Source organism: Nonomuraea candida, from assembly GCF_000725485.1.
Taxonomy (GTDB): Bacteria; Actinomycetota; Actinomycetes; order Streptosporangiales; family Streptosporangiaceae; genus Nonomuraea; species Nonomuraea candida.
This window is the reverse complement of record NZ_JOAG01000048.1, coordinates 39,523-64,400: the sequence shown is the minus strand read 5'-3', so window position 1 is coordinate 64,400 and position 24,878 is coordinate 39,523. Positions and strand designations below refer to the sequence as shown.

The 24,878-nt window shown below is 72.3% G+C and carries 21 protein-coding genes; 10 read left to right on the top strand and 11 right to left on the bottom strand.

From position 1 onward, the window contains the following. The first annotated feature begins 3 nt into the window (after positions 1-3). The 4 genes from IO39_RS36030 (at position 4) to IO39_RS36015 (ending at position 3,479) form a co-directional block, all read left to right on the top strand. Positions 4-942: an alpha/beta hydrolase gene (locus IO39_RS36030; RefSeq protein ID WP_342671464.1), complete on the top strand. Its 939-nt coding sequence runs from the start codon at positions 4-6 to the stop codon at positions 940-942. Positions 943-993: 51 nt separating this feature from the next. After that, a complete protein-coding gene (locus IO39_RS51310; protein WP_211267289.1) occupies positions 994-1,398 on the top strand; it encodes a hypothetical protein in 405 nt (134 codons plus the stop codon). A 168-nt stretch (positions 1,399-1,566) separates the two neighbouring features. Beyond that, positions 1,567-2,025, top strand: a complete 459-nt coding sequence (locus tag IO39_RS36020) for a transposase (RefSeq protein WP_439331496.1) — start codon at positions 1,567-1,569, stop codon at positions 2,023-2,025. 263 nt (positions 2,026-2,288) lie between these two features. Beyond that, complete coding sequence (locus IO39_RS36015; RefSeq protein ID WP_043633266.1) at positions 2,289-3,479, top strand: DUF2786 domain-containing protein; 1,191 nt, start codon at positions 2,289-2,291, stop codon at positions 3,477-3,479. 109 nt (positions 3,480-3,588) lie between these two features. Here the strand turns inward: IO39_RS36015 and IO39_RS36010 are convergent, their stop codons facing one another. Then, positions 3,589-3,915: a helix-turn-helix domain-containing protein gene (locus IO39_RS36010; RefSeq protein WP_245642486.1), complete on the bottom strand. Its 327-nt coding sequence runs from the start codon at positions 3,913-3,915 to the stop codon at positions 3,589-3,591. Between the two features lie 263 nt (positions 3,916-4,178). Between IO39_RS36010 and IO39_RS36005 the strand changes: the two genes are divergently transcribed. Further along, positions 4,179-4,559, top strand: a complete 381-nt coding sequence (locus IO39_RS36005) for an STAS domain-containing protein (RefSeq protein ID WP_052423806.1) — start codon at positions 4,179-4,181, stop codon at positions 4,557-4,559. A 45-nt stretch (positions 4,560-4,604) separates the two neighbouring features. Here the strand turns inward: IO39_RS36005 and IO39_RS36000 are convergent, their stop codons facing one another. Further along, on the bottom strand, positions 4,605-4,847 hold the full coding sequence (locus tag IO39_RS36000; RefSeq protein WP_043633261.1) for a hypothetical protein: 243 nt from the start codon (positions 4,845-4,847) through the stop codon (positions 4,605-4,607). Between the two features lie 191 nt (positions 4,848-5,038). On the opposite strand from IO39_RS36000, the gene IO39_RS35995 reads away from it, so the two are divergent. The 3 genes from IO39_RS35995 (at position 5,039) to IO39_RS35985 (ending at position 9,086) form a co-directional block, all read left to right on the top strand. Then, positions 5,039-5,788: an SDR family NAD(P)-dependent oxidoreductase gene (locus IO39_RS35995; RefSeq protein ID WP_043633253.1), complete on the top strand. Its 750-nt coding sequence runs from the start codon at positions 5,039-5,041 to the stop codon at positions 5,786-5,788. Between the two features lie 234 nt (positions 5,789-6,022). Then, positions 6,023-7,846 carry a flavin-containing monooxygenase gene (locus tag IO39_RS35990; RefSeq protein WP_043633250.1) on the top strand — a complete coding sequence of 608 codons (1,824 nt, stop codon included), beginning with the start codon at positions 6,023-6,025 and terminating at the stop codon, positions 7,844-7,846. A 130-nt stretch (positions 7,847-7,976) separates the two neighbouring features. Then, positions 7,977-9,086: an NHL repeat-containing protein gene (locus tag IO39_RS35985; protein WP_157549367.1), complete on the top strand. Its 1,110-nt coding sequence runs from the start codon at positions 7,977-7,979 to the stop codon at positions 9,084-9,086. Positions 9,087-9,177: 91 nt separating this feature from the next. On the opposite strand, the gene IO39_RS35980 is transcribed toward IO39_RS35985, so the two are convergent. Continuing rightward, positions 9,178-9,768: a GNAT family N-acetyltransferase gene (locus tag IO39_RS35980; protein ID WP_157549364.1), complete on the bottom strand. Its 591-nt coding sequence runs from the start codon at positions 9,766-9,768 to the stop codon at positions 9,178-9,180. 86 nt (positions 9,769-9,854) lie between these two features. Further along, positions 9,855-11,216 carry a carotenoid oxygenase family protein gene (locus IO39_RS35975; protein WP_043633427.1) on the bottom strand — a complete coding sequence of 454 codons (1,362 nt, stop codon included), beginning with the start codon at positions 11,214-11,216 and terminating at the stop codon, positions 9,855-9,857. A 189-nt stretch (positions 11,217-11,405) separates the two neighbouring features. On the opposite strand from IO39_RS35975, the gene IO39_RS35970 reads away from it, so the two are divergent. After that, positions 11,406-12,422, top strand: coding sequence for a GntR family transcriptional regulator (locus IO39_RS35970; RefSeq protein WP_043633244.1), 1,017 nt, complete (start codon positions 11,406-11,408; stop codon positions 12,420-12,422). A 148-nt stretch (positions 12,423-12,570) separates the two neighbouring features. Next, positions 12,571-13,113 carry a VOC family protein gene (locus IO39_RS35965; RefSeq protein ID WP_084774063.1) on the top strand — a complete coding sequence of 181 codons (543 nt, stop codon included), beginning with the start codon at positions 12,571-12,573 and terminating at the stop codon, positions 13,111-13,113. Positions 13,114-13,641: 528 nt separating this feature from the next. Here the strand turns inward: IO39_RS35965 and IO39_RS35960 are convergent. The 7 genes from IO39_RS35960 to IO39_RS35930 form a co-directional block, all read right to left on the bottom strand. Beyond that, entirely contained in the window at positions 13,642-14,550 is a 909-nt protein-coding gene (locus IO39_RS35960) for a carbohydrate ABC transporter permease (protein ID WP_211267288.1), read from the bottom strand. Then, the gene (locus IO39_RS35955; protein WP_043633242.1) at positions 14,547-15,479 is read right to left on the bottom strand and encodes a carbohydrate ABC transporter permease; all 933 of its coding nucleotides are present in this window, start codon (positions 15,477-15,479) and stop codon (positions 14,547-14,549) included. The genes IO39_RS35960 and IO39_RS35955 overlap by 4 nt, the downstream gene beginning before the upstream one ends. A gap of 105 nt (positions 15,480-15,584) precedes the next feature. After that, positions 15,585-16,961 carry an ABC transporter substrate-binding protein gene (locus IO39_RS35950; RefSeq protein WP_043633238.1) on the bottom strand — a complete coding sequence of 459 codons (1,377 nt, stop codon included), beginning with the start codon at positions 16,959-16,961 and terminating at the stop codon, positions 15,585-15,587. Between the two features lie 181 nt (positions 16,962-17,142). Next, on the bottom strand, positions 17,143-19,293 hold the full coding sequence (locus IO39_RS35945) for an alpha/beta hydrolase (RefSeq protein WP_043633236.1): 2,151 nt from the start codon (positions 19,291-19,293) through the stop codon (positions 17,143-17,145). Positions 19,294-19,492: 199 nt separating this feature from the next. Then, complete coding sequence (locus IO39_RS35940; RefSeq protein ID WP_245642492.1) at positions 19,493-20,482, bottom strand: LacI family DNA-binding transcriptional regulator; 990 nt, start codon at positions 20,480-20,482, stop codon at positions 19,493-19,495. A 236-nt stretch (positions 20,483-20,718) separates the two neighbouring features. Further along, positions 20,719-21,774 (bottom strand): LacI family DNA-binding transcriptional regulator, encoded by a 1,056-nt coding sequence (locus IO39_RS35935; protein WP_043633235.1) that lies wholly within the window; start codon positions 21,772-21,774, stop codon positions 20,719-20,721. Between the two features lie 254 nt (positions 21,775-22,028). After that, the gene (locus IO39_RS35930; RefSeq protein WP_043633233.1) at positions 22,029-24,863 is read right to left on the bottom strand and encodes a glycosyl hydrolase family 95 catalytic domain-containing protein; all 2,835 of its coding nucleotides are present in this window, start codon (positions 24,861-24,863) and stop codon (positions 22,029-22,031) included. Positions 24,864-24,878 lie beyond the last annotated feature (15 nt).

Below are 24,878 nucleotides of genomic sequence, written 5' to 3'. Positions count from 1 at the left end.
GTCGTGGGCCTTGAAAGGCGCCCACACCTGCATAAAGCCGCCGCCTGGCGGCTTCTTCCCGCCGGGCCGTCGAGGACGCTTCCACGCCGGCAGGGCCGTCCTTATGCTGCTGTAGTGGCTCCTACCGAGCAAGAGATCACGCTCCGCACCCTCGACGGCCTTCACCTTGCCGGAACAGTGGTCACACCCGCCGGACCATCCCGCCACGCTGTCGTCCTGGTGCACGGCGGCGGGGTGACGCGTGAGGAGGGCGGGTTCTTCACCCGCCTGGCCAGGGGTCTGAGCGAATTCGGTCTGGCGTCTCTGCGCTTCGATCTGCGGGGTCACGGAGAGAGCGAAGGCCGGCAAGAAGAACTGACGCTCGCGGCCATCCTCAACGACATCCGGGTAGCGCTGCGGCATCTCCGTGACGTGACGGGCGCGCAAGAGCTGAGCCTGGTCGGTACGAGCTTCACCGGCGGCGTCACGGCCTACTACGCCGCCAAGTGCCCGGACGAGGTCTCTCGCCTGGTGCTGCTCAACCCCCGGTTGGACTACAAGGAGCGCACCGTCGACAGCCGCCCGTTCTGGCAGGACGACCATCTGACCGAGGAGGCGGCGGCGCAGCTCCGCGCCCAGGGCTACCTCTTCCACTCCCCCACCCTCAAGCACGGACGGGCCATCTACAACGAGGTGTTCTGGCTGCGTCCCCACGAAGCGCTCGGCGAGGTGGCCGCGCCTACGCTCATCGTGCACGGCACCAAGGACACCTTCGTGCCGGTGGAAGCGTCCAGAGCGGCGGTATCGCAGTTCCGGGCGCCGTGCCGGCTCGTCGAGATCGATGGGGCTCAGCACGGCTTCGCCGTGCACGACGACCCGCAGTACCTCGATCCGCAGAGTCAGGAGTGGCAGGCCTTCGTCATTCGGACGGTGGCCGGATGGCTGACGAACGAGAACCGCTAAGCACGCTATCACCGGCGCCGCCTGGCCGACCGTCCGGTGGACGGGATGCCCGTGGTGATCGAGCTCAGGTTACGGCGCCTGACGTGCGTCAACCTGGACTGCACGCGGCAGACCTTCCATGAGCAGGTCCCTGGTTTGGCCGGCCGCTACGGGCGTCGCACGCCGGGCGCGACGGCACTGGTGATCGCGTGCGGACTGGCGCCGGCCGGGCGAGGTGGCGCCGCTCTGCCAGCCGCGATCGGGTTCCTGCTCAGCCGCACCAGCGTGCTGAGCGTCCTGATGGCAGTGCCGGAGCCGGCGCCGGATGTCCGCTGCTTCCGCGACATCGCCACAGGCCAGGGCCGCTCCGAAGGCCCCACCGCGCGGCGCACCCGCAGCCGGCATGCGGCCATCCACGCCCTGCTCAGCCAGCACGTGCCGAACCGCGAGTCGCCCGCCGGCTCAACCTCGCTCTGAACACCGTCAAGAAGTACGCCCGTGCCCCACGGGCCGAGCAGCTGATCGGCGGCTCCAAACGGGGTGCCACGCTGGTCGACCCGTTCCGCGGCCACCTGCGCGGACGCCGGGCCGCCGAACCCGGCGTGACCGTGCAGACCCTACTGCAGGAGATCAAGTCAATGGGGTATCAACCTGCTGTATCGCCACCTGGGCCAAGGACACGCCGAAGATGCCCAGCCACCGCCCTCACCTCGCCGCGTCGCCATCTGGATCATGACCGACCCGGCCCACCTCAGCCCCGGCCACACCGCTCAGCTGCAGGACGTACTGGACCGCTGCCAGGAGCTGAAGCAGGCCACCGGACACGTACGCGCCATCGCCGACCTGCTCACCCAGCGCCAGGGACACCGGCTCGACGACTGGGTCAACGACGTCCGCGCCAGCAATCTGCAACCCCTGCGCTCCTTCGCCGAAGGGCTGCTCATCGACCACGACGCCGTCGCCGCCGGGCTCACCCTGCCCTACAGCAACGGCCCCACCGAAGGCGTGATCAACAAGATCAAACTACTGAAACGGCAGCTGTACGGACGAGCCGGCCTCGCCCTGCTCCGCAAACGGATACTTCTCACCATCGCCAGGAACTGAGCGTTACCACGGGAATCTTGGCAGAGCCCCTGAAGTGACAACCTCGGCCGGCATGACTCAGCGTGCCCTGCACCAGAATCACAGGAGACGGGACATCGCATTTCCACGGATCGAGAGCCGGGCTCATGTCGACTGTGCTGGTCGGAATGACGGCACGGCCGGTCTCGGTCAGGGTCTCCGTGCCTTCTGCCGTGCCGGTGAGCAGGGACGGGGCTGCGTCACGGTAAGGTTCTGGCGGACTTTCCTCAAGATGGACGGCACGGGTGAACAGGGCCAATGAGCTGATCGGCGCGGCGATGGAGGCGCTTGCCCGGGAGGATCAGGCGGCCTTCGACTCCGCCGCCGCCTTCCTGGCCGACCGCGACGACGCCGATCGTGCGCTGGTGGAGGCCCTGACCCGGGCGATCTCAGGGTTGTGGCGCGACGGCTGGCAGCCGGCCGACGTGGTCAGGATCGCGGCCAGGCGGCTGAGCGACTGGCACGGGCGGGTGGCGGCCGACCTCATCGCCTGGGAGCTGCGCGGCTACGCCCCCGCCACGGTGGACGAGCGCTGGCGTGACCAGCTCGCCCGCCTGGAGGCCGCGGTGTGGTGGAAGGGCGGCTATCTGGCGGCGCGGCAGGCGCGCGACGGGGCGGGGGCCGGCCGGCTCGTGACCGTCTCCGGTGTGCTGGAGCTGCTGGGGTTGCTGACCGGGCTGCCCCGGCTGGAATCGTTGATCCCGCCGCCCGGGGCCGCGCGCCGTGCGGTCCGGGCACGCCCGCGCGGGGTCAGCGAGAAGACGTTCGCGCGGGTACGGGCGCTGCTCGCCAAGGCGGAGTCGACGACGTACGAGGCGGAGGCCGAGACGTTCACGTCGGCGGCGCAGAGCCTGATGGCGAAGTACAGCATCGACGCGGCGATGCTGGACGCGCAGCCGGGCGGAGATGAGGCCCCGTCGGGCATCCGGGTCGGCATCGACGCACCATACGAGCAGCCCAAGGCCGTGCTGCTCAACCTCGTCGCCGAGGCCAACCGGTGCCGGGTGATCTGGTCCAAGGAGCTGGGGTTCGCCACCGTGCTGGGGTTCGCGGCGGACCTGTCCTGGGTGGAGATGCTGTTCACCTCGCTGCTGGTGCAGGCGCAGACCGCGCTGGTGAACTCGGGCACCAAGAAGCACGGCGGCGGCCGGTCGAGGAACAAGCAGTTCCGCCAGTCGTTCCTGTCGGCGTTCGCCTCCCGGATCGGGGAGCGGCTCGCCGAGGCCACGGCGGGCGCGGTCGCGCAGGAGAGCGCCAGCCGGGGCACCGACCTGGTGCCGGTGCTGGCGGCCCGCGAGCAGGAGGTGGAGCAGGCGGTCGAGCGTATGTTCCCGAACCTGGTCTCGCACAGGATGCGCGCGTCCTGGGACCAGGAGGGCTGGGTGGCGGGCCGTACCGCCGCCGATCAGGCCAGCCTGGGGACGCGAGACCGGTAACGCTCCGGCTGCCGAACGTCCATCGTCCGCCGTGGCAGGCGCTTGTGCCATGCCGGTCAGTCGGTCGGCCGGTCAGCCGGTCGGTCGGTCGGTCGGTCGGTCCAGCCTCTCAGCGGGGCGTGTCCCGGTCCGGCGCCTCCCGGGCCGCCGCACCCCGGCTCGCCGCATCCCGGCTCGCCGCATCCCGGGCCGCCGCACCCCGGCCGACGAAGGTGTCGATCAGCAGGCGGATGGGCCGCCCCGCTTCGGTCGGGTAGCGGAACTGCTGGTCGAGGTTGAGGCTGTAGTGGTTGCGCCTGCCGACGCGCTCACGCTCCAGATACCCCGTGAGGTACAGGTCGGCGAGGATCTTCTGGACGCCTCGTTGTGAGATGCCGATGCGCTCGGCCAGGTCGCACACCCGGGCCTCGGGGTCACGGGCGATCCCCACCAGCACCCGGGCATGATGCGTGAGGAAGGTCCAGGTGGCTGGACGATCCTCGGCTGCGCTCACGGCCTGACACGCCTCCCGAACGTGCGGGACGGATCCAACGTGGCTGTCTCACGACCATATGCCGAACGGGCTTTCCTGTACCACCGTTCACCCATAAGCTCGACGGTGACGGCATTGATGCCGCCGGACCAGCAGGGCCTACCCTTCGAGACGGTGATGATCGCCAGCGTTCGACGTGCGACGGCCGGCACTCGGCCGGGGCCGGCATGACGGCTCTCGATCTTGACTCCCGCCTGCTCACCGCCTGCACGGTGATCGCCGTCACCGGCGAGCTCGACGCGACCAACGCCGGTCACCTGGAGTCCTACATCGGCCGGATGCGGCATCCGGGCCGCCCGCTGGTGCTCGACCTCGGCGGGCTCACCTTCATGGACAGCACCGGCCTGCACGTCCTGCTCCGCGTCCACGCCGAGGTGCGCGAGCAGGGCACGGCCCTGCACCTGGCGGCCGTCCAGGATCTGCCCGCCCGCCTGCTGCAGATCACCGAGGTGTGGGACGCCCTCGACATCCATCCCAGCACCGAGGCCGCCATCACCGCGCTGATCGACCCTTCCGCACCGGCGCGCCGCCTGCGGCGGCTGTCTTGAGACGGAACCGTCTCCACCCGGTACGCCGCAGCGGTGACCGTCCCGTCACCGGCACACGTATCGGCGCACGACCGGTTCGAGGTAGTCCACGTGCGGCCCGCCGAGAGCGGCGAGATCGCCGGCCGACGACACCCGCGTGATGCGGTCGAACTCCGGCTCACACCCCCGGGCCCGGTCAGCCGCCGCCGACGCGCCGGAGCAGGCGGACAGCGACCGCCACGACCGTTCCGGAGCGCGAAACACCACGCCGACGCTGCCGCGCCGGCCCCGGGCCAGCGCATGGGTCACCCTGCGAGCCTGACGACTCACCCACCGCAACAACACCGCCGGCCGCACCGACGTGAGTCACATGCCGCCCATCGGACAACAGGCTTAACAGCGGCGCGCTCGTCATTCGACAACGATCAGTCAGGCGGGCTACCTTGTTACCGGACAACATTGTCCGGTTTGTGGTCCCCGCTTCGGATGGGAGAGGACGTTTGACCGTTTTCGAGAACAAGGTGTGCCTGATCACCGGTGCGGCCTCCGGCATCGGCCGGGCGATGGCGGTCGCCTTCGCCCGGGCCGGCGCCCGCGTCGTCGTCTGTGACGTCGACGAGGAGGGCGCGCGCCGCACCGCCGCCGCCATCGGCGACGCCGCGCTCGCGGTGCGCGCGGACATCGGCGACGAGGCTGCGGTCGCGGCCCTGGTGGAGACGGCGATCGACGCGTGCGGCCGGATCGACGTGCTGTGCAACAACGCCGGGATCATGGACACGATGGCCCTGCCCGCCGACCTCACCCCCGCCGAGTGGGACCGCGTCCTGCGGGTCAACCTGACCGGCACGTTCCTCATGACGCACGCGGTGCTGCCGCACCTGCTGCGGCAGGGCGGCGGGGCGATCGTGAACACCGCCTCCGAGGCCGGCATCAGGGGCGGCGCGGCCGGCGCCGCCTACACCGCCTCCAAGCACGGCGTGGTCGGCCTGACCAAGAGCGTCGCCTGGGCGTACGCCAAGGACGGCATCCGCTGCAACGCCATCCTGCCCGGCCCCACCATGACCGGCATCGCCACCGGCGCCACCTTCGACCCGGCCGGCGCGGCCCGGCTCGGGCCCGTGCTCGCCCTGGGCGAGCGCCTGGCCCAGCCCGAGCAGATGGCCGACGCCGCGCTCTTCCTGGCCTCCGACGCGGCCTCGTTCGTCAACGGCGCGATCGTGCCGGTGGACGGCGGCTGGTCAGCGGCCTGACCCGGCCCCACAAAGGCCACGCGTACCGCGCGAAACCGGACGAGGCCGCGCGGGGCCGTGCGAGGCCGTGGTCCGGTGTGGTCCGGCGGGTGTGCGCCGGCGCGCCCGAGGAGGAGGATGCCGGTCAGGGGCCGGTACGCCCGCGCCGCCGGCCGCCACCACGGGAACGCCTTCGCGCCACACCGCCGAGCCGGACCACCTCCACTCCCCCACCCCCTGATCGGAAGGGCATCCATGGACCACTCCCCGACGCCGCCCGCCCGCCTCACCGTCGCGGACCTGGGCTTCGACCCGGACGAGCTGCGCGCCCGGTACCGCCACGAGCGCGACCGCCGGCTGCGCCCCGACGGCAACGCCCAGTACCGGGGCGCCCGCGGCGAGTTCGGCTACTACGCCGCCGACCCGTACACCGAGCGGGTCGAGCGCGAGCCGGTGCGCGACCGGGTCGAGGCGCTGGTGGTGGGCGGCGGCTTCGGCGGGCTGCTCACCGGCGCCAAGCTGCGCCAGGCCGGCGTGGCCGGCATCCGGATGCTGGACGAGGCCGGCGACTTCGGCGGCACCTGGTACTGGAACCGCTACCCCGGCATCCACTGCGACATCGAGTCGTCGATCTACCTGCCGCTGCTCGAAGAGGTCGGCTACGTGCCCACCATGAGGTACGCGCCCGGCGAGGAGATCCGCCGCCACGCCGTCGCGATCGCCAAGCTCTACGATCTGTACCGCGACACGATGTTCCACACCCGGGTCACCGAGCTGCGCTGGGACGACGACGCCGACGAGTGGCAGGTGCGCACCGACCGGGGCGACGACTTCCGGGCGCGTTACGTGGTGATGTCCGCCGGCACCCTGGCCCAGCCGAAGCTGCCCGGCATCCCGGGCATCGAGACGTTCAAGGGGCACACGTTCCACACCAGCCGCTGGGACTACGGCTACACCGGCGGCTCGGCGGAGGGCGGCCTGCACAAGCTGGCCGGCAGGCGCGTCGGGATCGTCGGCACCGGCGCCACCGGCATCCAGGTCATCCCGCACCTGGCCCGCGACTCGCAGCACCTGTACGTCTTCCAGCGCACCCCCTCGACGGTCGACGTACGCGGCAACCGCCCCACCGACCCGGCCTGGGCCGCCTCGCTCAAGCCCGGCTGGCAGCGCGAGCGCATGGACAACTTCCTCACCGTCGTCACCGGCGGGCACGCCGAGCAGGACCTGATCGACGACGGCTGGACCAGCACCGCGCGGCTGCAGCGCAATCTGATGGCCGGCACGATCGACACCAGCCTGTCGCCCGAGCAGCGCGCGTACCTGGACGAGATCGCCGACTTCCAGAAGATGAACGAGATCCGCGCCCGGGTGGACGAGGTCGTCCACGACCCGGCCACGGCGGAGCTGCTCAAGCCCTGGTACCGCTACATGTGCAAGCGGCCCACGTTCAGCGACCACTACCTGCAGACGTTCAACCGGCCCAACGTCACCCTCGTCGACACCGCCGATCACGGCGGCGTCACCGCGATGACGGAGTCGGCGGTGGTCGTCGGCGACCAGAAGTACGAGGTGGACTGCGTCATCTTCGCCACCGGCTTCGAGGTGGGCGTCTCCGGCATCGTCTCCGGCGCCCTGCCGGTGACCGGCCGGGGCGGCGAGTCGCTGCTGGACACCTGGATGCGGGGCGGCCCGCGCACGCTGCACGGCTTCTACAGCCACGGCTTCCCGAACCTGTTCCACCTGGGCCCGCTGCAGAACGCCACCGCGGTCAACTTCGTGCACATCCTGCTGGAGCAGGCCACGCACATCGGCGCCGTGGTCGCCGAGGCCCGCCGGCGCGGCGTCGCGGTGATCGAGCCGACCAAGGACGCCGAGGAGGCGTGGGTGGCCACCATCCGGGAGCTGGCGCCGGACAACAGCCGGTTCCAGGCCGAGTGCACGCCTGGCTACTACAACAACGAGGGCATGCCCCGCCCGGTCACCATGACGTACGGGCCCGGCCCGGTCGCCTTCCACGACCTGTTGCGCCGCTGGCGCGCCGAGGGCGGCATGGACGAGGTGCTGGCGGCCGGCCGATGAGCGACCGGGACGCGGACGACCGGCCGGGAGGCGCGCAGCGGGGAGGCGGGCGGCCGGCGGGCGCGCAGCCGGCGGGCGGGCAGCCGGCGGGCGGGCAGCCGGCGGCGGGCCGGAGCCGGTGGCCGCCGGCGTGCCCGACCCGGTCGCCGTACGGTTCGACCGCGCGGGCGCGCTGGTGGTCCTGTCCCTCGGGGAGGCGGGGACCGTCACCCGTTTCGACCGGGCCGGCTCCGGCGACCGGTCCGTCGTGGTCAGCGAGCTCAACGCCCTGGACAACGCCGCCTTCGACGCCGACAACCGCATGTACGTCTCCAGCTACGCCCATGGCGGCATCGCCGAGCTGGCGCCCGACGGGCGCACCCGCCAGATCGTGCCCCGCGGCCTCGCCGGCCCCTTCGGGGTGACCATCGACCTCGGCGGCGGCGGCGGCATCCACCTGGCCGACCACTACCGCCTCGCCCGACCCGCCGATCAGCCCGCCGACCGGCTCACCGGCCGCCCCTCCGACCGGCCGGACGGTGACGTCGCCACCACCGAGCTGCTGGCCTTCGCGCACGGCGTCGCCGCCGACGGCGACCTGCTGCACACCACCTCCCAGTACGGCCAGGTCCGCACCCACGACCGCCGCACCGGCGCGGTGCGCACCCGGGCCGACGGCCTGGACCGCCCGCTGGGCATCGCCGTACGCGCCGACGGCGCCCTGCTGGTCGCCGAGTCCGGCGCCGGCCGCGTCCTCGCCATCGGCCCCGACGACCAGGTCAGCGTGCTGGCCGAGGGGCTCGGCCGCCCGGCCGGCGTGGCGGTGGACCCCGCGCTGGAGGACCGGCCCGGCGGCATGGTCAGCCAGGGCTGCTACGTCACCGACGAGCAGCGCGCGGCGGTGTACCGGGTCGGGAACGGCGAACCGGTGCCGGTCGCCGGCGGGCTCGGCACCCCGCAGGGCATCGCCGTCCACGGCGGCATCGCGTACGTCATCGAGACCGCCCACCGCCGCCTGCTCGCCATCGACCTGGCCACCGGCGCCGTCACGGTCGAGGCCGACGCCCTCCCGATCGCGCCCGCCCCGGCCGGCCCCGAACCCGGCCTGTTCATCCCGCCCCGCCTGCCCGGCATGCCGCGCCTGCCCGGCATGCCGGGGCCGTTCGCCGGAATCGCGGCCACGGCGGACGGCGCCCTGGTCATCGCCGCGAACGGCGACGGCGGCGTCCTGCTCCTGCGGCCCGAGGAGACCGCCCCATGACCGCCGCTCCGGCACGCCCCGTCTTCCCGGCGTTCGTCCCGGGGCGGCGGCCACCGCTGCGGCGACGGCTCTCCCGGGCAGGCCGGATGGCTCAAGCTTGAACGAGGCGCATAGATATGTAGTAGTTGATCCCTGTCTGCTGGGTGTGGCGCACTTTCGTGCGCTCGAACTCACGGAAGCCGAGCTTCTCGTACAGGCGCAGAGCCGGGGTGTTGATGTCGGAGATCTCCGCCAGCACGTACTCGTCGTACTGGGGCAGCGCGAGCAGGTGGGTCAGCAGGGCCGTCGCGACGCCCCGGCCCCTGTACGCGGCGCCGGTGGCCACGAACTCGAGGGAGGCCATCCCCTCCCTGGCGTAGGGGAGGGACTTGGAGAACTCGCGCCTGAAGCCGAAGTCGGCGACGGTCCCCTTGTAGAGCCCGAGATGCCGGCGCAACTCGCGCTTGTCGTGCCTGAAGGACGGTTGCCTGCCGTCGGTGCAGGCGGTGATGCCGGCGGGCCGCCCTTCGAGGAGGGCGACGTAGAACAGGTCGAGCACCAGCGCGTGCTCCAGCGCGTCGGTGAGCTTCGCGGGGTCCTTGGAGAAGTAGGAGAAGTCGGGGCCGAACCCGTCGATGAAGACCTCGGCGATGCCCCGGCGGTAGCTTTCGCCCAGTTCGGCGGCGCGTACCACTTCGATCATCGGTTTTCCTTCGTTCAAGAGGTGCAGAGTGCTGTGAAGCCGTCGGGCAGCGGGCCGGGCCCGGGGGCGTGCCCGGCCGCCGTCTCTCAGGCGTCCGGGATCCAGTTGCCGTGGAAGCCGAGGGGCACGCGTACGGGCAGGTGGACGCGGGCCACGGGTGGCCCGGTGAAGTCCTGCGCGGACAGGATCACCAGGTCCGAGGCGCCGCGCCCGGGATCGGCGACGTAGGCCATCAGGTACCCGGCGTCCTCCGCGGCCTCGTGCCCGCCCGCGCTCGGGTCCGCGGCGAAGGCGGCCTCGCCGACGGCGGCGTCCCGCGCGAACCCGTGCACCTCCGTCGTGCCCCGCACCAGGTCGTGCTTGACCAGTGCGTTGGTGAACGCGTCGTCGGGGTGCGGGCCCTCGGGGACGAACCGCATGCCGTACACGGGGGTCACGGCGGAGTAGCCGTAGCGGTGCGGGCGGGAGGCGTAGGCGTCGTTCACGCGCGGGAAGTCCTGCGCCCGGTCGTCCACGCACCGCTGCTCCAGCCTGCCCGCGCGCAGGTCGATGCGCCAGCGGTCGAGCCTGGGCCTGATGCCCCCGGGGTCGGCGACGTCCACGGGCCCCTCGGCGGCGATCAGGTCCACGGTGATGGTGGAGCCGTCGTCGTAGGCGTTGAGGACGTGGCTGACGTAGAAGGACTCGGCGGGGAACCAGCGGACCTGGCCGCCCGCCCGGGGCAGGACGCCCACGTGGGCCTGGTGCTCGGGGTTCCAGCGGAAGCGCATCGCCTCCATGTCGAAGGTGAGCGGGATGTCGAAGACGACCACGAAGTTCTCCGACAGCCCGAAGTCGTGCAGGAACGGCAGGTCCCCGGGCAGCGGGAGGTCGGTGACCCGGGTGACCGTCCCCGCCGGGCCGGTGACGACGTGCTGGGCGTACGGGCGGCCGAGCACGTACGCCACCGAGTGCAGGTCGCCGGTGCGCGGATCGACCTTGGAGTGGGCGTTGGCGCTGGACCCCTCGGGCGTGGCCCCCATGGGGCACTCCCCGATCGTGTCGAGCTCGTAGCCGAGTTCGTGCGGCAGCCCGCCGGCCTCCGACAGGGCCAGGGTGCGCCCGGCGTGACGGAGCACGTGGATGTTCGGGGAGGGCGGCAGGAACGCGGGCGGCTCCAGCCCGCGTGCCATCCTGTCCAGCGCGTCGGAGACCTCCGCCGAGCGGACCCAGCGGTTGCGGTACCACTCGGCCCGGCCGTCGCGGATCCGCACGCCGTGCACCATCCCCGCGCCGAAGGCCCAGAAGTGCGTGACCGGGTCCTCCACGCCGAGCGGGTTCGGGCCCAGCCGCAGGTAGCGGCCGTTCAGGTCGGCGGGCAGCCGCCCGGTCACCGGCAGGTCGTAGGCGGTGACCTCCTCCTTCACAGGCGCGAAGGGCCCGCGCAGGTAGCGGTCGTCGTGGTCCATGCTCACCTCGGGAGTTTCGTTGTACGGTGTACGGAGCGAGACGGTACACCGGCCCGAGGCACGGCACGGGCGACCGGCGGCGATGTGCTAGGCCAGTAAAAGCGCCGTTCAACAGGGACGGGACGGCGACGGCCCGGCCACCGCGGCGGGCCTGCCACTGCCCTAGTACAGAAGGGAGCGCGATCGACCATGCGGCGAACCGGGAGCGGCTCCGCCCCGCCCTACCTGCGGATCGTGCGGGAGATCGAGCGGCGCATCGAGTCGGGGGCGCTGCAGCCCGGCGACCGCGTCCCCTCCATCAGGCAGGCCGCCGCGCAATGGGGGGTCGCCACCGCGACCGCCGCCAAGGCGCTGGACACGCTGCGCCGGCAGGGCCGGGTGGTGGCCGTCCCCCGCGTCGGCACCGTCGTCACCGAACCCGCCCCCGCCCCCGCGCCCCGATCCGGAGCCGGAGCCGGGGCTGGGGCCGGGGCTGGGGCTGGGGCTGGGGCTGGGGCGAGGGCTGGGACCGGGGCCGGGCGGGCGCGCAGGGAGCGGCGCGCGGCGGCGACCGGCCGGAACGACGAGCGCGAGCGCGTCGTGCGCGCCGCGATCGTCCTCGCCGACGCGCAGGGCTTCGAGGCGGTGTCCATGCGCGGCATCGCGGCGACGCTCGGCATCCCCACCATGTCGCTGTACGGCGTGCTGCGCGGCAAGGAGGAGCTGGCCGCGCTCATGGCCGACACCGTGTTCGGCGAGCTGGAGCTGCCCCGGACGCCTCCGCCGGGCTGGCGGGCCCACCTGGAGCTCGCGGCGCGTCTGCAATGGCGCCTCTGTCTGCGCCACCCCTGGCTGCCCCGTCTCATGTCGCTCACCCACCCGCAGCCGCTGCCCAACATGCTCGCGTTCGGCAGGTGGGGCATGAGCGGCATACTCGGGCTCGGTCTCGACCCCGGGACGGCCCGGATCATGTGGTGGGCGGTGGCCAACCACGTCAGGGGAACGGCCACGAATCTGGAGGCGCAACGCGACGCGGAACAGCACACGGGGCTGTCGCCCGACCAGTGGTACACCGCCCACCTGCCGTCCCTCCAGTCCGCGCTCTCGACCCGCGCGGCGCCGATCGACGACCGGCTGGACTTCGACCTGACCGCGTTCTTCGAGGCCGGGCTGCGGCTCCTGCTGGACGGCGCCGCGGTCCAGATCGGGCGACAGCACCGGCCGTAGCCGAAGCGCCGTCCAGGGCGAGCCCGAGAGGGGTGTGCCCGCCTCCCGCAGAGCCATCAGCGAACCGATGGCTCACCCCAAGCCCGGTCATTGGTCATCGGGCTGCGGGCCGTGCTGTGATCCCCCTGTCTTCGGGAGAAGGGACGCGATGAGCATCCAGCACGAGCGGGGCCGCGCCGGCGAGACCCCGGCGCATCCGCCCGCGGGGGAAACGGCGGGCACAGGACCGGAGGACGGCCAGGTGGCATGCCCCGGCCCGTACCACATCGGCTACGTCGTGCCGGACATCGAGGCCGCCATGCGCGACTTCACCCGCGCCGCGGGCACCGCGTGGAACCCGGTGCGGGAAGGACGGCTGGGCGGCTGGGACTACCGCATCGTCTTCTCCCGGCACGGCCCGCCGTACACGGAGCTGATCGAGGGGCCCGCCGGCAGCCCGTGGGAACCCGGCCGGGGAGCCCGCTGCGACCACCTCGGGTTCTGGGCCGCCGGCATCGACGAGTGCGCCGGACGTCTCGCCGCGCGGGGGTGGCCGCTGGACTTCGACGCCCGCCCGTACGGCCGCCCCTTCACCTACCACCGCATGACGGGCACGGGGGTGCGGCTGGAGCTGGTGGACGTCTCCGTCCAGCCGGAGTTCCTGCGCGCCTGGAACCCCGGCGGGCCACCCATGACGGCGCTGCGCTGCTGATCAGGGCCAAGCCGGCGGCGTCAGCCGCGCGACCGCTCGGCGGCGATCATCCGTGCGGACTCCGCCCGCGTCGCCGCGCGGACCTCGACGAAGCCGTTCTCCTCGCGCAGGACGGTGACGATCCCGGTGAGCAGCGTGTTCTGGCGGAGGCGGTCACGGGCGACGCATCACCGTCGTGGCGGTGTCGGGGCGCGGATGCGGGCGCAGCGCCGGCCACTCCTGCGGCTGCGGGGCCGCCGGGCCGGGTGCGAGTGCGAGGATCTCGCGCATCCTGGCCACCTGCCCGCTGTCGCCTTCCCCGCGCAGGACGGGCTCGCCGGTGGCGGGGGCCGGCCGGAGCCGGGAGCGGATCGTGACCGACGCGGATCGGCCGCAGCACCCGTCCGGCCACCAGCCAGCTCAGCACGGCGGCCAGGGCGGTCACCACGGCGAGCGCCAGGCCGGCCCGGGGCAGCAGCGCGGACAGGGTGTCGGCCTGCACCTGGTCGGCGAGGTCGTACATGTCCTTCGGCCACGGCGGCAACCGGCCTATCTCAGGCCGCCGACGGACAGGCCGCCGCGCCAGTGCCGCTGCAGCGTGAAGAAGGCGATGACGAGGGGGACGACCGACACGAGCGCGCCCATGATGATGAGGCTCCACAGGGAGGTGCCGCCCGCGTTGTTCGCCGAGGCGATGCCCTGCCAGAGGCCGAGCCCGACGGTGACGGGGAAGAGGCGGTTGTCGGAGAGCATGGCCAGGGGCAGGAAGTAGTTGTTCCAGGACGCCACGGCCGACAGGAGCAGCACGGTCACCACCGCGGGCCGCATCAGGGGCAGGGCGACCCGGAGGAACGTGCGCAGCTCGCCGGCGCCGTCGGCCCGCGCCGCGTCCAGGATCTCGTCGGGCACCGCGTCGCGGGCGTAGACGTGCATCAGGTAGACGCCGAACGGGTTGAGCAGCGAGGGCAGGATCACCGCCCAGATCGTGTTGGTCAGGCCGAACTCGGAGAACATCATGAAGGTGGGGATCACCAGGGCCGTGGCCGGCACCATCAGCGCGCCGAGCACGAGCGAGAAGCTGAAGCGCCTGGCGGCGAAGCGGTACTTGGCGAATCCGTAGCCCGCCAGGACGGCCAGCACCGTGGCGCCGACGCCGCCGGCGCAGGCGTACAGCGTGGAGTTGAGTATCCACCTGCCGTAGATGCCGTTGTCGTGGGTGAACAGCTGCCCGAGGTTGCCGAGATAGTCGATCCGGTCGGCGAACCACAGAGTGTTACCGCCGCCGAACAGGCCGGGGGCGTCCTTGGAGCTGTTGACGACGACCCACCAGAACGGCAGGAGGAAGTAGACGACCAGGAAGCCGAGGAGCACCTGGAGGGGAAGGTGGCGCTGTGGCCGGTGCCGTGGCCGGCGCTGTGGCCGGGGGCGGGCGGCGGCGCGGGGACGGTCGCTGATCACAGGAAGCTCCTCCGCTTGCGGGTGAAGAACAGGAAGGCGTAGACGCCGACGAAGACGATCCCGCCGAGCGCGAAGGAGATCGCCGATCCGTAGTTGAAGTTCGCCAGGGCGAACGCCTGCTGGTAGGCGTACATGTTGGGGGTGAAGTCGGGGCCGATCGTGCCGGCCGCCAGGGAGCGCAGGATCTGCGGCTCGTTGAAGAACTGCAGGGTGCCGATGAGCGAGAAGACCAAGATCAGGAAGAGCGCGGGGGCGATCAGCGGGATCTTGATCCGCAGGGCGACCTGCCACTTGCCGGCGCCGTCCATGCGGGCGGCCTCGTAGAGCGCCGGGTCGATGCCCTGGAGCGCCGCGTACAGGATGATCATGTAGTAGCCGGCCCACTGCCAGGTGACGATGTTGACCAGGCCGTAGAAGATCAGGTTGCTGCCGAGGAGGTCGGGCGGGGTGGCGCCGAACAGGGTGAAGAGGTCGGTGAGCGGCCCGAAGCTCCTGCTGTACAGGAATCCCCACATGACGGCTCCGATGACCGTGGGGATCGCGTACGGCAGGAAGATCATGAGGCGGGAGAAGCGGGTGAACAGCGAGGTCACGGCGTCCAGGATCAGGGCCATCGCGAGCGCGACGATGATCTGCAGCGGGATGGAGACGAGCGAGAAGCGGATGACGAACCACGACCCCGACAGGAAACTCGGGTCGGTGAACGCCTTGACGTAGTTGTCGAGGAAGACGAAGCCGGTGCCGCCGATCAGCCTCTTCTGGAAGAGGCTGAGATACAGCGCGTACGCCAGCGGCGCGATGAGCAGCGCCAGGAAGACGATCCCGAACGGCCCGACGAAGAGCCATCCCATCACGTGCTCGCGCAGCCGCACCTTGCCGCGGGGTCCGCGCGTCCCGTCCTGGGCGTCCGGCGCGCTTTTCTCGGTCATGAGGGTCAACCTGGGCTCCGGGAGGTCGAGGGGAAGGTCGGGGAGGGAGGTCGAGGAGGGAGGTCGCGGGCGGGCCGGCCGGTGGCGGACGGCCCGCGCCGCGCGTCACTGGACGGTGAAACCCTGCTCCCGGGCGTACTTCGTCACGTCCTCCTGCAGCCGGTCGGCGGCCTGCGCGCCGGTGACGGAGCCGTCGATGAGCGCGCTGACCTGTTTGGTCATGGCGTCGAAGTAGTACTGGCCGAACGGGCTGTAGGTGACGCCCCGGTAGGCGTTCGCGGCGGGGACGTAGACCTCCTTGTTCGCCTGCTGGCCGCCGAAGAAGGCGACCTTGAGGTTGACGAACGCGGGGTCGTCGAGCGCCTTGAGGTTCAGCGGGAAGATGATCTGGTTGGTCCAGCCGTGGGTGAGCGACTCCTGGTCGGCGTAGAGGCCGTAGGCCACTTTCGCGGCCAGTTCGGGGTTCTTGGCCTGGCTCGTCACGGAGAAGGCGGACCCGCCCCAGTTCACCTGCACCGGGCGGGCGGGGTCCCACTGCGGGAGCGGCGCCACCGCGAACGTGCCGGTGTCCTCGCCCTTGCCGACCCCGGCGCCGGTGAGGTAGCCGGGCGCCCAGGCCGCCGAGATGTACGTGGCGTACTTGCCGTTGATCACGCCGGAGATGTACTCCGGGGTGAACTGGTCCTGCGTCCCGACCAGCCCCTTCTGCGCCAGGCGGCCCCAGTAGCCGAGCACGTCCTTGGAGGCCTGGTCGTTCAGTTTCACGCCGATCCTGCTCTGCTGCGCGGGGTCGTAGGTGAACGGGGCCGCGCCCTTCTGGATCTGCAGCGCCATGGTCAGGGCCGACACGTTCGCGGCGAAGTCGCCGAAGGCGGGACCGCCGGCGTCCTTCATCTTCTGGGCCGCCTGCTCGTACTCGGCCCACGTCTTGGGCGGTGTGATGTCGTACTTCTCGAAGAGGTCCTTGCGGTAGATCATCGCCAGCGGGCCGCCGTCGACCGGCACACCGTAGATCGCGTCGCCGACCGAGACGTCCTTCCAGGCGCCCGGGCCGTAGTCGTCCTTGACGGCGTCGAAGCCGTACTTCCTGATGTCGACGAGCGCGTTCTGGATCTGGAAGGTGGGGATGCGGTCCATCTCGATCATGATCACGTCGGGCGCGCCGGTGCCCGCCGAGATGGCCGTCTGGAACTTGTCGTACTCGTCGCTGCCCTGGCCGACGTTGGTCCAGCAGACCTGCACCTCGCCGTTGAGCTTGTTGAAGTTGTCGACGACGAGCTGCATGTTGGGGTACCAGCCCCACATCGTCACGACCGGCAGGTTCTTCTTGGGGATGGTGTTGGTGCAGTTGCTCGCGCCGCCGCCGGTCGCGGTGGTCGCGCCCCCTCCCCCGCCGCCGGGGGAGCAGGCGGTGAGGACGGAGACGGCGAGGACGGAGACGGCGGCGAGCAGGGCCGCCACGGAGAGCCGTTTGTTGTTCATGACATCGTTCCCTTGGGGATCGCGGCGCACGGAGGTTCCCGCGCCGCCGTCGGAACCGAGGGGCCCGGCCGGGGCGGGACCCGGGTCACGCGACCCGCGCCCCGCCCTGCGGCCCGACCCTCGTGTGAGCGCTAACAGAGCCCGCGGCCGGCGGCCGGGCGGAGGGACGCGGGCCGTACGGCTAGCGCTTGAACAGGCGTGGCGCCAGGTCGATGAGGTTCTTCTGCCACACGTCCCAGCCGTGCGGCCCGGGGGTCACGCCGTCGAACTCGTAGCGGATGCCGAGGGTGTTCAAGGTGGTCAGGGACGTCATGAACGACGGGTACACGAAGTCCGTCCGGTCCCCGACGTACAGCCGCAGCATCGTGGTGCCGTTGTTGATCGCCTCCGCGTCGACGCCGGCGCCGCTGCCGAATCCGGCCGAGAACGCCGCCACGTACGCGAACCGGCCCGGATGCGCCTTGAGCATGCCGAACGTCTGCCCGCCGCCCATCGACAGGCCGGCCAGGGCCTGCCGCGACGGGTCGCCGGAGACGTTGTAGCGGGCGCGGGCCGCCGGGTCGAGGTGCTCCAGCAGCTCCCTGTTGAAGTCGGGCACGTTGCCGTTGCCCATCACCACCACCATCGGCACCAGGTTCCCGTCGAGGAAGTGGTGGTCGAGGATCTGTTTGGCGCGCCCCATCTCGACCCAGTCCGTGTAGCTCTGGCCGCCGCCGTGCTGGAGGTAGAGCACGGGGTACGGCTGCGCGCGGTCCGGGTCGTAGCCGGGCGGGGTCCAGACCAGCGCGGCCCGGTCCTGGCCCGCGACGCCGCTCCGATACGTCATGCTCTCGACCTTGCCGCCACGGCCGGCGGGCACGTCGGTGAGCAGGCGCGCCTCGTCCCCGTCGACGAGGAAGGTGCTCCAGGTCGGCTCGGTGGTCACCTTCGTCGGGTTCGACGCGTCCTTGACCGAGACGCCGTCCACCATCAGCCGGTAGTAGTAGAACCACGGGTCCAGCGGGCCCACGGTCCCCCGCCACCGGTCTCCCTCCCGCGACAGCGGGATGCGCAGCCAGCTTCCGTTGGGGGCCCAGTTCGCCCACACCTTGACGCGCTGGGCGCCGGTGAAGGCGGTCGTGGTCTCGAAGGTGACGAAGCCGTCCTCGGTCACGAACGGGGTCGGCGTGGTGCCGGGCGCCGGCGGGGCGAACTCGCCCTTGAGCCGGCCGTGCCCGGCGCTCGGGCCGTGCTCCGGCACCCTGCGGAACAACCGGGGCAGGAAGTCGATCAGGTTCTCCTGCCAGGCGTTCCAGTTGGCGCCGGCGTCGGGGTTGACCCCGTCGAACTCGTACCTGACACCGGCGCGGTCCAGCGCCTTCGTCAGGCGGACGGCCGCGTTGTACGCGGGGTCGGTCACGTTCCCGGTGTACAGGCGCAGCAGCTTGACGTGGCGGTTGACCGCGTTCGCGGCCGCCCCGCCGGGGGCGTCTTCCAGCAGGCCGGAGAAGGAGCCGGCGTAGGCGTACCGGCGGGCCAGCGCCTCGCGCAGCGCCCGCGTCCCGCCCTCGGCCACGCCGGCGATGGCCCGGTGCGCCGGGTCGCGGTGGACGCGGTAACGGCTCTCGACCGCCCTGCGCAGTTCCGCCGGGACGTCCTCCCCGCCGATCACGACCACCATGGGCGCCATGGCCCGCCGGATCGACAGGTTGTCGAGGATCTGCCCGGCCCGGCCGAGGTCGAGCCAGTCGGTGGCGCTCCGGCCGGCTCCGGACTGCAGGAACAGCACCGGATAGGCCGTGCGGCCCTGGGTCGCGTACCCCGGCGGCGTCCACACCAGGGCCTGGCGGCCGCCCCGGTAGGTCAGGGTCTCGACCTTGCCGCCCTGCCCCGGGGGCGCGTCCGCCAGCAGGCGCGCCGCGTCACCCGGCACGAGGAAGGTGCTCCAGAGCGGCTTGGAGGCCACGGCGGCGGGGTTCGTCGGGTCCTTCAGGCCCTTGGTGTCGTCGCCGGTGACCTGGTAGGAGTACAGGCCCGGCCTGAGCGGGCCGAGGACCCCCGACCAGAGGTCGCCCCGGCGGGTCAGGCCGAACTCCGCCCAGGCGGAGGAGGGGCCGAAGTTCCCCTCGATGACGACCTGCGACACCGGGCCCACCGCCGCCTCGACGGCGGCCGCCGGGACGGCGAAGGACGCGTAGCCGTCCTCGGAGACGGTCAGCCACGGCGTGTCGGCCGCCGCCGGTCGCGGGGTGAGCGACAACGTCGCGAGCATCGTCAGCGCGGCGGTGATCGCCGCCATGAGCCGGCGCCGGCCCTGCGGTTGTGACCTGCCGTGATAGAGTAAAAAAGGCATGCGTAAACTCCCTTGATGGCCGGCCACGGTTTGCTGCCCGACTGGCCGGCCTGATTCATGCGGTGGATCGTTCGGGTGGGTGTTCGCACCTCCCTCCGTCGTAGGGTCGCTTGCCCACCTGACGTTCGTTGCCGCGAACGTCAGGCGCGCGATGGGGCCGCGCCTGTGGGTGGCCTCCCGGTCACCGGCCGCATCCCGGTCACCAAGGGCTCCCCGGCGGCGCGGTGGAGCCGCGCACCACCAGGCGGGTCGGCAGCACGGTCCGCACCGGGCCCTCCCACTCGCCCCGCACCAGCCCCTTGAGCATGCGCGCGGCCTCGTACCCGAGCCGGTACACCGACTGGTCCACGGTGGTCAGCCCGGGCTCCGCCAGCGCGGATTCCGGGATGTTGTCGAAGCCGGCCACCGACAGGTCGCCGGGGACGTCGAGCCCCAGCTCCTTGGCGACCTGCAGCGTCTTCAGCGCCATTCCGTCGCTCGCCGCGAAGATCGCCGTCGGCCGGTCCGGCCGGTCCAGCAGCGCCCGCGCGAGCGGCGCCGCGGACTCGGGATTGAAGCTCCCCCGGGCGATCAGCCCCGGGTCGAAGGGAACGCCGGCCTCGGCCAGCGCCGTGCGGTAGCCCTCCTCGCGCGACCACGCGGCCTCCAGGCCGGCCCGGCCGGCGATGCAGCCGATGCGCCGATGCCCCAGGCCGAGCAGGTGCCCGACCACCGCGGTGGCGCCCGCGAAGTTGTCCGCGGTCACCGACGGCGCGGCCGAGCCCCTCGCCGGGTCGATGACCACGACCGGGGTGCCGCTGCGCACCTCGCCCGAGGGGGTGATCACGATGCAGCCGTCGGTGAGCGTGCCCGAGAGCCGCGCCAGGTGCCGCTGCTCCCAGCCGTCGGAGTAGGTGCCGTACAGGTCGCTGTTGGCGTAGATGATCAGATCGAAGCCCGACTGGCTCAGCGCGTCCATCACTCCCTTGAGCACCTCGGCCGTGTAGGACTGGAAGCTGTGCGTCACCAGCCCCAGGACGTTGGTGCGGCTGCGCCGCAGGCTCGTCGCCACCAGGCTCGACTCGTAGCCGAGCTGCTCGATGGCCGAGCGGACCTGCTCGATGGTGCTCACGCTGACGCCGTAACGCCCGTTGACCACCCGCGACACGGTCGCGGTGGAGACGCCCGCCAATCGCGCGACATCGCTCATCGTCACCGGCGCACCGCCTCTGGCCATGCCGCCTCACACGTTGCAATCGTTATCGGTTACGTTTGCAGCCGCAAACGTAAGCGATGGCGATCCCGGAGACAAGACCTTTCCGGCCGGCCGCTGCGCGGGCGCAGACCTGACCGGATCATCCGGCCGCGGCCGGGCCGCCTGCCGCCGCCGGCCCGGGCACCCCTGCTGAGCTGGGCGTTCGCTGAGCGGTCAGGAGCACGGGGCGGTCAGGAGGACGGGGCGGGGCCCGTCGAGTCACGCACGCTGAGGGACGTCGCCAGTTGCAGATGCCGCGAGGCGGGCTGGACACCGTCCGCCATGCCGAGGACGGTCTCGACCGCCATCCGGCCCATGCCGACGAGCGGCTGGCGGACGGAGGTGAGCCGGGGCGTGGTCCACTCGGCCTGCGGCGTGTCGTCGAACCCGGTGACCGACAGCTCGCCCGGGACCGCGATGCCGAGCTCCCGGGCCGCGGCGAGGACGCCGACGGCGATCTCGTCGTTGCCCGCCACGATCGCGGTCGGCCGCCGGTCGCGCGACAGGAGGTCCGAGAGGAGGTCATGGCCGTGCCGCCGCCCCGCCTCGACGGAGAACGCCTCGTGGCGGATGAGCGCCCGCTCCGGCGCGAGACCGGCCGAGTCGAGCGCGGCCCGGTAGCCGTGGAAGCGCTCCTGCGAGGGGGCGGAGCCGGGCGGCCCGCCGATCCAGCCGATCCGGCGATGGCCGAGCCTGACGAGGTGCTCGGTCGCGGAGCGGCCGCCCGCCCAGTTGGTGGCGCCGATGCTGACCACCCGTGACTCGGTCGTGTCGATCGGATCGATGGCCACGAGGGGCAGCCCGAGGTCCTCCGCGGCGAGAAGCACCGGGTCGGGCACGGCGACGGCCAGGGCGATGACGCCGACGGCCCCGCACGCCTGCTCCCGCTCCAGCCAGGAGCGGGCCGCCGCGCGGCCGGCGCCGGCCGGCTCCCCGGGCGGCAGGCGGATCAGCAGCTCGGCCCCGGCCGAGGTCGCGGCCACGAGGATGCCCTGCAGCACCGTGCCGGCGTAGCGGGACTCCACGATGTCGAGCACGGTGACCAGGGTGCGCCGCCGGGTCCGCTCGTGCCGGGCCGCCGTCGGCCGGTAGCCGGTCTCGGCCATGACGCCGAGGACCAGCTCGCGGGTCTTCGCCCCCACGTCGCTGCGCCCGTTGAGCACCTTCGAGGCGGTCGTCGGCGAGACGCCGGCCAGCCGGGCGACGTCCGCCAGCGTGACCCGGCCGGAACGGCCGCGCGGTCGCATCAGGGCTCCCTCCGGGTCTTCGAAATTATTTCGAAAACCTACCACGGGCGCCCGCCCGCCGGGCCGGCTCTTCCGTCCCGCCGTTGACACGCGGCGGAAGCGCCACCTAGGGTGCTCGCAACGCCGAACAAGTTGCGAAATATATTCGAAACTCCGGGTGAGAGGAGAGGCCCATGCGGCTCTCCCCGACGGCAGGACCGCCGTCGCCGTGCGGCCGGGCCTCGCCCGCGCACCGGGGCGAGGCGGCCCGGCGGTCACACGTTCGTGATCGTCCACTGGTTGTTGGCGCTGCCGTTCGGCGCCCACAGGGCGACGGTGGAGCCCGCGGTGCCGTTGCCCATGCCGTCCAGGGCGGTGCCGGTGCCCCGGTTGACGATCTGGTGGCGGCCATTGCCCGTGCCGGCCAGCCGCCACTGCTGGTTGACGCCGCCGTTCCAGGCCGCCTGCCGGGCGCGGGCGCCGTTGGCGGCGTCGCCCCAGCTGTCGGCGACCATGCCGTTGGTGCGGTTGACGATGCGGTGCCAGCCGCCGCCCAGGTCCACCAGCCGCCACTGCAGGTTGGTGCTGCCGTCCCAGTTCCACTGCTTGAGGTTGGCGCCGGAGGCGACGTTCCCGCCGCTGTCCAGCACCAGGCCGGTCGCCGCGTTGGCGATCCGCACGTGGCTCACCGGCGCCGGGCCCGACCCGGTCACGCGGTACGCCCGCCCGCCCCGGCCGGTCAGCCTGATGACGTCGCTCTCCGGCTCGGCGACGGTGACCGGGTCGCCGGTCGTGGTGTCGACCACCTCGTAGGTTCCGGCGAAGATGCGGCCGCGCACGTCCGCCGTCCCGTCACGGTCGAACCCGATGACGATCTCGGTGGCCCCGCCGGCGCTCCACGTGATGTCGACGGTGTGGCCGCCGCGCCCGCGCAGGCCCCGCACCCGCCCGGCCGGCCAGGCCGGCGGCAGCGCCGGCAGCACGTGCAGCTCGCCGTCGTGGCTGTGCAGCAGCATCTCGGCGATGCCGGACGTGGCGCCGAAGTTGCCGTCGATCTGGAACGGCGGATGCAGGTCGAACATGTTCGGCGCCAGCCGGTCCGTCCTGACCAGGAGGCGCAGCAGCGCGTGCGCGCGCTCGCCCTCCTCCATCCGCGCCCAGTAGTTGACCTTCCAGGCCAGTGACCAGCCGGTCCCGTCGTCACCGCGCAGTTCGAGGGTGCGCCGCGCGGCGGTGAACAGCGCCGGGGTGCCGCGCCTGGTGATCTGGTTGCCGGGATGCAGTCCGTACAGATGGGAGATGTGCCGGTGGGCGGGCTCGGTCTCGACCCAGTCGTACAGCCATTCCTGGATGTTGCCGCGCGCGCCGATCCGGGTCGGCGGGAGCCGGTCGCGGGCGGCCAGGACCCGCGCCCGGAAGTCGGCGTCGAGGCCGAGCGTCTCGGCGGCCCGGGCGCAGCCGTCGAACAGGTCGCGCAGGATCTGGTTGTCCATGGTGGGGCCGGCGCAGACGCTGACGCCGGCGTGGTGGGCGAGTTCCGGGGAGTTCGACGGGTTGGTGACCAGGTAGCCGAGCGCGGGTTCCGGCACGAGGGTGTCGAGGAAGAACTGCGCGGCGCCGCGCATCGCGGGGTAGTGCCGCCGGAGGAACTCCAGGTCGCCGGTGAAGCGGTAGTGGTCCCAGACGAGGGTGGCCAGCCAGGCGCCGCCGGTCGGCCACATGCCCCAGAACGCGCCGTCCACGACGGACGTCCCCCGCCACAGGTCGGTGTTGTGGTGGGTCACCCAGCCGCCGGCGCCGTACTGCGCGCGGGCCGTCCGGGCGCCGCTGACCGCGAGCTCCTCGATCATGGCGAACACCGGCTCGTAGCACTCCGGCAGGTTCGTCGTGTCGGCCGGCCAGTAGTTCATCGGCAGGTTCGCGTTGATGGTGTATTTGGAGTCCCAGGCCGGGGTGAGCGAGTCGTTCCAGATGCCCTGGAGGTTGGCCGGCTGGGTGCCCGGCCGTGAGGAGGAGATCAGCAGGTAGCGGCCGTACTGGAACAGCAGCGCCGAGAACTGCGGATCGTCGGTGCTCGCGTGCCGGGCGATCCGCACGTCGGTCGGCTGGTCGGCCGCCGGGGTGCGGCCGAGGTCGAGCGTCGTGCGCCCGAACAGCCGCTGGTGGTCGGCGACGTGCCGGCCGCGCAGGTCGTCGTAGGCCCGGCCGGCGGCGGCGTCGAGATGGCGCCGCGCGATGCCCTGGTGGTCGCCGCCGGCGTCGCGGAAGTTCCGGTGGCTGGAGCCGATGGAGACCAGCACCGTCACGCTGTCGGCCGCCCTGACCTGCAGGGTGCCGCCGGAGCTGCTGACGGCGCCGCCCTCGGCGACGGCCCGGGCCAGCGCCAGGAACCGGACGGATCCGGCCACTCCCTCCATGTCGCCCGAGATGCCGTCGAGCGCGACGGTGGCGCCGTCCGGGCTGGAGCGGGTGGTCCGCTGCGGGCTGGCGAACGTCGCGGAGAACGTGACCGAGCCGGGCCGGTCGGCGGTCAGGCGGATGACGATCACCTGGTCGGGCGCGCTCGCGAACGCCTCGCGCCGGTGGCGCACGCCGTTCCGCAGGTAGGACACGGACGTGGTCGCCGTGGCCAGGTCGAGCAGGCGGAGGTACTCCGAGACGCCGGCGGCGTCGCCGAAGCCGAGCCGCAGCTCGCCGACGGGCTGGTAGGCGAGCTGGCCCGCCGGTTTGCCCAGCAGGTTCTGGTCGATCAGGGTCTGGGCCTGGCTCCACTGGTTCTGGAAGACCAGTTGCCGGATCTGCCCCAGCGCCGCCGGCCCCCGCGGGTTGCTCTGGTCGTACGGCCCGCCGGCCCACACGGTGTCCTCGTTGAGCTGCAGCCGCTCGGTGTCGACGTTGCCGAACACCATGGCGCCCAGGCGGCCGTTGCCGATCGGCAGCGCGCGCAGCCAGTCCGTGCCGGCGCTCTCGTCGTACCACAGGGCCAGCTCGCCCACCTCGGGAGGCAGCGCCGAGGCGGGCCGGGGGGAGGCCGTCCACCCCGGTAGCACCGCGGCGCCGGCTCCCGCCGCGCCGAACTTCAGCACGTGCCTTCTCGACGGATCGGACATCTCGCCTGCCTTCCT